Source organism: Blautia sp. AF34-10, from assembly GCF_003477865.1.
GTDB lineage: Bacteria > Bacillota > Clostridia > Lachnospirales > Lachnospiraceae > Fusicatenibacter > Fusicatenibacter saccharivorans.
Genome location: NZ_QUED01000050.1, coordinates 1 through 6,276 on the forward strand (window position 1 = coordinate 1; position 6,276 = coordinate 6,276).

9 protein-coding genes are annotated in these 6,276 nt (G+C 48.6%); 8 read left to right on the top strand and 1 reads right to left on the bottom strand.

Features of this window, described 5'->3' with window-relative positions:
* From DWZ60_RS16360 to mobQ, 7 genes are all read left to right on the top strand, one after another.
* A partial coding sequence (locus tag DWZ60_RS16360) for a DUF4368 domain-containing protein (protein ID WP_119222132.1) occupies nt 1–764 on the top strand: 764 nt, incomplete at its 5' end.
* A gap of 54 nt (nt 765–818) precedes the next feature.
* Complete coding sequence (locus DWZ60_RS16365; protein WP_119222134.1) at nt 819–1,034, top strand: transposon-encoded TnpW family protein; 216 nt, start codon at nt 819–821, stop codon at nt 1,032–1,034.
* Nucleotides 1,035–1,167: 133 nt separating this feature from the next.
* Nucleotides 1,168–1,470 carry a hypothetical protein gene (locus DWZ60_RS16370; RefSeq protein ID WP_015540944.1) on the top strand — a complete coding sequence of 101 codons (303 nt, stop codon included), beginning with the start codon at nt 1,168–1,170 and terminating at the stop codon, nt 1,468–1,470.
* 79 nt (nt 1,471–1,549) lie between these two features.
* Entirely contained in the window at nt 1,550–2,116 is a 567-nt protein-coding gene (locus DWZ60_RS16375) for an RNA polymerase sigma factor (protein ID WP_243022101.1), read from the top strand.
* Complete coding sequence (locus DWZ60_RS16380) at nt 2,113–2,745, top strand: hypothetical protein (protein ID WP_015540945.1); 633 nt, start codon at nt 2,113–2,115, stop codon at nt 2,743–2,745. The genes DWZ60_RS16375 and DWZ60_RS16380 overlap by 4 nt, the downstream gene beginning before the upstream one ends.
* Nucleotides 2,746–2,827: 82 nt before the next feature.
* Nucleotides 2,828–3,121, top strand: coding sequence for a DUF3847 domain-containing protein (locus DWZ60_RS16385; RefSeq protein WP_015540946.1), 294 nt, complete (start codon nt 2,828–2,830; stop codon nt 3,119–3,121).
* A 233-nt stretch (nt 3,122–3,354) separates the two neighbouring features.
* On the top strand, nt 3,355–4,857 hold the full coding sequence (mobQ, locus tag DWZ60_RS16390; protein ID WP_119222138.1) for a MobQ family relaxase: 1,503 nt from the start codon (nt 3,355–3,357) through the stop codon (nt 4,855–4,857).
* 67 nt (nt 4,858–4,924) lie between these two features.
* On the opposite strand, the gene DWZ60_RS16395 is transcribed toward mobQ, so the two are convergent.
* Nucleotides 4,925–5,668 (bottom strand): hypothetical protein, encoded by a 744-nt coding sequence (locus DWZ60_RS16395; protein ID WP_330422403.1) that lies wholly within the window; start codon nt 5,666–5,668, stop codon nt 4,925–4,927.
* On the opposite strand from DWZ60_RS16395, the gene DWZ60_RS16400 reads away from it, so the two are divergent.
* Nucleotides 5,667–6,276, top strand: a 610-nt coding sequence (locus DWZ60_RS16400; protein ID WP_119222136.1) for a DUF3991 domain-containing protein, incomplete at its 3' end; no start/stop codon positions are given. The two genes, DWZ60_RS16395 and DWZ60_RS16400, sit on opposite strands and share 2 nt — an antisense overlap.

Sequence of the window (6,276 nt, forward strand, 5' to 3'; positions counted from 1 at the left end):
AATGCCATTCCCCGCACATCATGGACGCGGACTTGCTCATGCAGACCATCGCGGAAGTGCTGAAGAAAATCGAGGACTATTCTATCAGCAATCGGGCGGAGTTTGAAGCCTTAGTGAAAAAGAACCTTGCCATGCAGCAGACCAACCAGACCAAGAAACAGCAGAAGCGTATCCCGCAAATCACGACGCGCCTTGAACAGATTGACAAGGTGCTGAACAAGCTCTATGAGGACAACGCCCTCGGCGCGATCTCACAAGACCGCTATGAGCAGATGTCGCAGAAGTATTCAGAAGAATACTACACGCTGAAAGCGGAGCTTGCCACGCTCCAAGAGCAGCTATCCGCTTATGAGAACGCGGGAGGACGGGCGCAGAAGTTTTTGAAGCTGACGGAACGCCATGCTGCCTTTACCGAGCTTACCCCCGCCATTCTCAACGAGTTTATCAGCCGGATTGAAGTGCATGAGCGCGACCAGAAAAGGGCGAGATACGCAATCCAGCACATCAGCATATATTTCAATTATATCGGCAAGTTTGAGAACGAAGTGACACAGCTTGCAGAGCCGACCGAGCAGGAAATCCAGCAAATGCGGGGGGAAATCGAAGAAGCCAAAAAGGAAAAGAGCCGCGCCTACCACCGGCAGTATTCAAGGGAGTACCGGGCGAGAAACCTTGAAAAGCAGCGGGAGTATGACCGCATGAAAGCGCGGGAATACCGGGCAAAGAGAAAGGCGCAGGCAGCCGCCGCACAGCCCGCACAGTAAAACAGAATAACCGTCAACCAAGAGGGATTTTCCGAACTACGGGAAATCCCTCTTTTGCGCCCAAAGAAAGGAGCCGCCTATGGCAGAACAGACCCCGACAGCATCATCACGACCCAGAGGAACGGGCAGACCATTGTTGCGGAGTTGTTTTTCAATCACAGCAGCACAGAAACATTCCGCGACAAGCTGCTCAAACTGGTGCTTGCCGACAGCTCGCGTTTATCCGCGTCTGACGGTCAAGAGCCGGAAAAAACAGAAATCTTGCGATAACAGCCGCCCTGACGAACCATTCCCTGTCCGGGCGGTTTCTATTTGAAAATCCTCATTTTCCCCAAGTCAAGAGCCGGGAAAAACACCCGAAAAATGCCCCTATTGCGTAACAGGGGCGCAGAAAGGAGAGTTTATGAAAACAGGGCTTACCAAGCAGGAAAAGACCACCGATATATGGTTTGACGAGAAAGACACCCTTATCCATATCCGCACCCACAACACCGCCTTAAAGAAGCGTCTGCTTGCATACAGCCGCCGTTATCCGGCAATCTGCCAGCAGACGGACACAGACCCGGAAACGGGCTGCATGGAGTTTGATATTGCAAAGGGGCGTTTCTCTTTCCGTCTGACCGCCCCATACAGCAAGGAACGACGGAAAGCCGCCAGCGAAGCGGCAAAAGCTACTGCAAGCAATCTCCGGCGAAGTGTGATATAATTTTTTTGAAAAAGTTTGAGATTTGATGTAGTATTCGCCGCTAAAACCGTAGTATATAGGTGAAGCCAGAAAGGAGGCGGTGCGATTGATAGACGATGAAAAAATCATAGAAATGTTTTTCGAGCGTTCAGAACAGGGCATACGGGAATTGGACATAAAATACGGAAAAGTCTGCCACAATCTTTCCTACCATATCGTAGGGAGCAGACAAGACGCGGAGGAATGTGTAAACGACGCTTATTTAGGCGCATGGAACGCCATTCCCCCGGCGCGGCCTAACCCGCTTCTGTCCTACATAGTGAAAATTGTTCGGAACATTTCACTCAAAATCTATTGGAGAAAGGAAGCTGCAAAACGGAGTAGTCACTATACGATTGCTTTAGAAGAAATCGAAGCCTGTATCGCAGACCAGAAAACCGTTGAAGATGAAATTGAAGCCAGAGAGTTAGCCCGTATTATCGAGGACTTTTTGGACACGCTGACCGTTGAAAATCGCGTTATCTTCATGCGCCGCTATTGGTTTTCCGATAGCTACAAGGATATAGCCGAGCTTGTGGGACTTTCGGAGAAAAATATCTCCGTCCGGCTGACCCGTATCCGCGAGAAGATGAAGCAATACTTAATTGAAAGAGAGGTATTCGTATGAACGCAAAGAAATTCTCCGACGCTATGAGCGAGCTTGATACAAAATATGTTGACGAAGCACTCAACTACAAAAAGAAAATGAAAAAGCCTGTGTGGATAAAGTGGGGAGTTATGGCAGCCTGTCTTTGCCTTATAATTTGTGTAGCTACAATTCCTCGTTTACTTAATGGCTCTAATCCCCCTGTTTCTGGAGATTTGGCTCCTATGGTTTATGTAAATAACAAGTTGTATCAATATGCTGATAGTCAACCCAGTCTTACAGACAAAGAAAGCCAGTTCATTTATTTAGGGGAAATCGAAAGCAAAGTTAGTTCATCACAAGAGCCAAAAGAAAATTTCCAAGCTAATGACGATATTGTAGGCGCTAAAGTATATCAATATGAAAATGATATTGTGATTTTAATTGATGGTAAATATTTCTTATATAGTAATTTGGAAAATGCAGAAAATGAAACAGTTGAATTTGAAGGACAGTTATTTAACAAATCGGACTTATCCGAAGAAACCCTTAAATGGCTTGAGTGGTATAATTCATTACCGCCAGAAAAACAGCTTACTGTCAGTTCAATTCCAGCCGAGCTATATATTGATGACGGTGCCGGAACGGTTGACGCAGACCAAGAAAAATAACTTTGATTGACACCCACAAGGGACAGCCGAGAAAATCGACTGTCCTTTTTCTATGCCGACAGGCAGAAAGGAGCGACCAGCTATGACGAAACCGAGAGAGAAAACCCGCGAGGAATTGACCGCCGAGATTGAGGACAGCAAGAAGAAAATCCAGCAATACGAAAACAGAGAAAAGATTTTGCGGCAAAAGCTGTCCCGCGAGGAACGCCGGGAGAGAAACCACCGCCTTATTGTCCGGGGCGCGGTCTTTGAAAGCATTGTGCCGGAAGCAAAGAACATGACCGACGAGGAAGCCACAGCACTTCTCCGGCTTGCCTTGACGAGTGAACCAGCGCGGGAATATCTGAAAAAACGAGCAGAGGGAGCGACAAGCTGAAAATCCCTTAGGAACTAAGGGCGCACTTATACACCCTTACGGGCGTGTGCGCTCTGCCGAGGGCTTGTCTCCGCACAGGGAGATTTCCCCGCGCTCCGATATGGCGGCTTTGCCGCAACAAGGGGCTGCACCCCTTGCGCCGCTTTGCGGCTATCCCTGCACACCCACAAAAACAGTACACCCGCCGTTGGCGTCTGTACCATTTTTGCGGGTTTTATTATCCTATCCGGGAGGTGATACCCATAGCCATTTACCATTGGAACATCGGCATTGTGAGCCGAGGAAAAGGCAAATCAGCCGTTGCCGCAGCCGCCTACCGAAGCGGCGAAAAGCTGACAAACGAATGGGACGGAATGACCCATGACTACACTCGCAAAGGCGGCGTTGTCCATACAGAAATCATGCTGCCGCCCCACGCCCCGCCCTCTTTCTCTGACCGTTCAACCTTGTGGAACAGCGTGGAGCTTTACGAGAAAGCCGGGAACGCCCAGCTTGCCAGAGAGATTGACGCGGCGCTCCCCATAGAATTATCCAGAGAGGAACAGATCCGGCTTGTCCGGGAATACTGTTCCTCTCAATTTGTTTCCAGAGGAATGTGTGTGGATTTTGTTATCCACGACACCAACAGCGGCAACCCCCATTGTCATATCATGCTGACTATGCGCCCCCTTGACGAGCGCGGCACATGGACAGCGAAATCCAAAAAGGAATATGACCTTGATGAAAACGGCGAGCGTATCCGCTTGCCAAGTGGCAGATACAAGACGCACAAAGTTGACCTTACAGGCTGGAACGACAAGGACAACACCCTCTTGTGGCGCAAGGCGTGGGCTGACTATACCAACGACTTTTTGGAGAGGAACGGAAGCCCGGAGCGTATCGACCACCGCAGCAATGCCGAGCGCGGCATTGACGAGCTGCCCACCGTCCACATGGGCGTGGCGGCTTGCCAGATGGAGAAGAAAGGTATCGCCACCGAGAAAGGCGAACTGAACCGAAATATCCAAAAGGCAAACCGCCTTATCCGTGAAATCCGGGCGCAGATTTGGAAGCTCAAGGAATGGATTGCCGACCTGTTCAAAGCGCGGGAAACCGCCCCGAAGCAGCCGCCGCAATCTCCCAACCTTGCAAATCTGTTGATGAAGTATTTGAGCGTTCAGAGAGAAAAGAGCCGGAAGTATTCGCAGAGTTGGCAACAACAGCACGCAGCCGATGAACTGAAAACCATAGCGGCGGCGGTCAACTATCTCTCCGAGCATGGTATCTCTAATCTTGACGAGCTGGACGCTTCTCTTTCCTCTGTCAGTGATAGAGCCTATTCAATCCGGGAGGGAATGAAAACCGCCGAGCAGCGCATGAAAGAACTGCAAAAACTCATGGAGTACGGCAGAAATTATCAGACCTACAAGCCCATACAGGACGAGTATCGGCAAATCCGCTGGAAAGGAAAACAGGAGAAGTTTGCGGAAGCCCGCCGCGCCGAGCTTACCCTATGGGACGCGGCAAACCGCTATCTCCATGCAAATCTGCCGAAAGGAACAAAGACCTTGCCTATTGCGGAATGGGAACAGGAATACGCTGACCTCAAAACACAGAGGGACAGCGATTATACCAAACTGAAAGAGACCCGCGCCGAGGTTGCCGAGCTTCAAAAAATCCGCAAATGCGTGGATATTGCACTCCGCGCCGACCAACCGGAGCAGAGCCGCGCCAAGCGACACGAACAGGAGCGATAAGGAAAAAAGGACGGGCAAGCCATTTTGCTTGTCCGCCCTAAATGCTTTCTGATAAACTGGAAGTTGTTTATCCAAAATGAAATGGAATAACCATATCAAGTAAAACTGCAAGAACTATACTAATCGTTCCCATTAGCGCAGAACTCCTCAATGTGTCTCTCCTCAAAACAATAAGTCCAATAATAAAGACTATCACTTCCAAAACAGATTTTGCATTAAAATACCAGCATCCATATACAAAGCACATATTGAACAATACTGCCAAAATCAGTGCTGATAGTATAAATGCCAGTTTGCTTTTCCCCTTTGCATACCAACAGACAAAAGCCAATAATGGAGAAACAGCTGTAAATCCAAACCAAATCATCGCATAACTTCTTGGGAAAAATCCTGCAATATAGTTTGAATACAAATAGTAGCTTGCAACCATACCAACAAAGAATACAAAAACATTGATGCTTGCTCTTATTGCAGAATTGCTATAAATAGAAATACACAGTGCAATCAATATCCAGATTGCAAAACGCCCAAGAAAATTACCAATATCTAAGACTCCATTTATTGCCATAAGCACACCTGGAAGTTCAGTTTGACGAAAATCCAGATATTTTGAGAAAGTTCCCAAAGCTATTCCGAGAAACAATATCGCTATGGTATTTATAAGTTTTCTATTATTGGATATTGGATTTTCTGCATTCCTTATATCATTCAAAAAATTTATCATAATTACCCTCACAAATTCCAATTTGTCGATTTCATTATACTCAAAACCTATGAACAATTCAACCACAGAAAGCGAGGTATCAACCATGTACTACACCCAAGAACAGATAGACCGCGCCAACCAAGCCGACCTTGTTTCTTTCCTGCAATCACAGGGCGAGCAGCTTACCCGCGCCGGGAATGAATACCGCTGGAAGCGGCACGACAGCTTGACCGTCCGGGGAAACAAATGGTACAGGCACAGCCAGAGCAAGGGCGGCGCACCCATTGATTTTGTCATGGAGTTTTTCGGCAAGAGCTTCACCGAAGCCGTTGAACTTCTCGCAGGAGAAAAGGGAGCTACACCGCCGCCGGACAGACCAAGCCCCGCGTCCTTTTCTGACTTCCGACTGCCGCCCCGCAGCACCGACAACCGAACAGCGAGGAACTACCTCACAGCTGCCCGCCGCATTGATGAAGATGTGACGGGCTTTTTCTTTGCCAGCGGCGATATTTACGAGGACGCAACCCACCACAACGCCGTATTCGTCGGCAGAGATGAAAGCGGCATACCACGCTACGCCCACCAGCGCGGAACAGCCGGGAGTTTCCGGCTTGATGTGAAAGGCAGCGACAAAGCCTTTAACTTCTGCTACCGGGGCGAGGGCGAAAGATTGTTTGTCTTTGAAGCCCCGATAGACCTCTTATCTTTCCTCT